This window comes from Streptomyces katrae, from assembly GCF_000966975.1.
GTDB lineage: Bacteria > Actinomycetota > Actinomycetes > Streptomycetales > Streptomycetaceae > Streptomyces > Streptomyces katrae.
Window position 1 is genome coordinate 1 of the sequence record NZ_JZWV01000025.1, and the last position, 2,247, is coordinate 2,247.

Here is a 2,247-nt window from a genome sequence, read left to right on the forward strand (position 1 = left end):
CGCGGGACAGGCCCACGACCCCGCCCAGGCACGGACCAGCTATCTCAACCGCATCGCCTGCCAGGTCGGGTTCGCGGCGGACGAGAGCGTCGTCGGCGCCGGCCCGCTCCGGCAGGCGGCGGAGCGTCCCACCCTGTACGAGTGGTGCCGCCGCCGGTTCGCCCGCACCGGGGATCCGGACTTCGCCGTCGGCCCCGGCGACTGGCCCAAGCGCTACGTCCACGGGCTGGCCCTGCGCGAGATGTTCGACACCTTCGCCGCCGAGCTGCGTGCGCACCCGGCGGTGGACGTGGAGCTCCACACCGCCGAGGTGGTCGACGTCCGCCCGTCGGAGGACTGCCTCCGCGTGGTCACCGGCGAGGGGGCGGCCGCGGTCCACCCGGCGGACGCGGTCGTGCTGCTGACCGGCCACACCAGCCACGACCCGCAACGGGTGCCCATGTCCAGGCGGCTCGCGGAGTTCGCCGAACGCACCGGCGCGCAGTACGTACCGCAGCCGTACCCCCTCGACGTCGCGCTCGACGTCGAGCACTGCGGCCCCGGTACGGTCGTCGGATGCGCGGGCATGGGTCTCACCGCCATCGACGCGATCCTCTACCTCACCGAGGGCCGCGGCGGAACGTTCCACGAGGACCCGGAGCACGGGCTGGTCTACCGGCCCAGCGGCAACGAACCGGCCTCCATAGTCGCCTTCAGCGGTACGGGTCTGTTCACCTTCGCGAGGCCCGCCAACCACAAGGAGCGGGACGGCGGCCCCGGGGACCACACCGGGCGCTTCTTCACCACCGACGCCATCGACCGGCTGCGGGCCAGTGTGGGCCGACCGGTCGCGTACGGTTCGGGCAAGCAGCTCCAGCTCGACTTCGACCAGGACGTCCTGCCCCTGGCCGTCCTGGAGATGGCGCACCTCCACTACGCCGCCCTGTTCGGCCCTGCCTCGGTCCCTTTCCTCACACGCGGGGCCGCGGTGTCCGCCGAGGCCTTCGTCACGGGGCCGCGCGAGGCGAGCGAGGACCCCGAGCAGCTGCTGGGACCGCTGGAGGAGGCCGTCGGCGAGGTGGCGGGCCTCCTGGCGAAGGTGGTGCGGGGCACCGTGCCGCTGCCGGCCGCGCAGGCGGACGCCGGCTGGCCGGTCCGCGAGGTGCTGCTCCACTGGGTGGAGACGGTGTACGGCCCCTCCGTGGCAGCCGAAGTGGCACACCGGATCGACCGCGGACTGCCGCCGGGCCCCGCGCTCGAAGGAAGCGGCTCTCCGTGGGGGCTCGAAACCGGCCCGGAGGGGAACCGGTTCAGCTGGTGGCGCACCGTCTCCCCGGTCGAACCGCAGGGGAGCGCCGCAGACCAGCGGCGCGCGGTGCTGCGTTTCATGGAGCACGACGGACTCTGGGCGCGGCAGGGGAACGTGCGCAACCCGCACAAGGCGGCCGCGGACGGCGTCTGGCGTGACCTCAGGTCCGTCATCTCCTACGCCGTCGACGACGCGGGCCTCGTTCCGCGGTCCCAGCGCAGGTTCCTGGACCGCTACGTGCGCCACCACAACAGGCTGGCCAACGGAGCCGCCGCCGAGATCATGGAGAAGATCACCGCACTCGTCCGGCACGGCATAGTCGACGTGTCCACGGGCCCGGGTGCTCGTCTCCGCCTGGACGAGGAGCAGGGGCGCCTGATGGTCGAGGGACCCCGGACCGGGACCTCCCGGAAGCTCGACGTCCTTGTGGAGGCCCGGATCCACCCGTTCGATCCGCGGCTGGACGCCCTGCCCCTGTACCGCAACCTCCTGGAGCGCGGGGTGGTCCGGCTGTGGATCAACAAGTCCGCGGACGGTGAGACCTTCGTGCCGGGCGGGCTGGACCTGACCCCGCAGGGGCATCCGGTGCGTGCCGACGGAAGCGTCGATCCGCGTGTCACGGTGCTGGGCGTGCCGTCCGAGGGAGCGCGGTCGTTCCTGCTCTCGGCGCTGCGGCCCAATGCGGACCACTACGTGATGCACGACATCATGGCGTGGCTGGAGGGGTTCTGGGAGACGGTCGCCCCCCGGCCGGAGGCGGAGTCCGCGTCCTCCCGCTGACAGCGGCGGTCAGGGGTTCCTTCGCGTGCGAAGGAACCCCTTTCCGTTCCCGCGGCGGGCCGGCGTTCTCAGTTCGCGGGCCTGCGGAAGCGGTTGATCGCGTCGATGTGCTTCGCCCGCAGCTCGTGGTCGCGGACGCCGAGGCCCTCCTCCGGCGCGAGGGCGAGGACGCCGACCTT

1 protein-coding gene is annotated in these 2,247 nt (G+C 72.9%); it reads left to right on the plus strand.

The features are described from left to right. A partial coding sequence (locus tag VR44_RS01940; protein ID WP_045945575.1) for an FAD/NAD(P)-binding protein occupies positions 1–2,068 on the plus strand: 2,068 nt, incomplete at its 5' end. Positions 2,069–2,247: the final 179 nt, after the last annotated feature.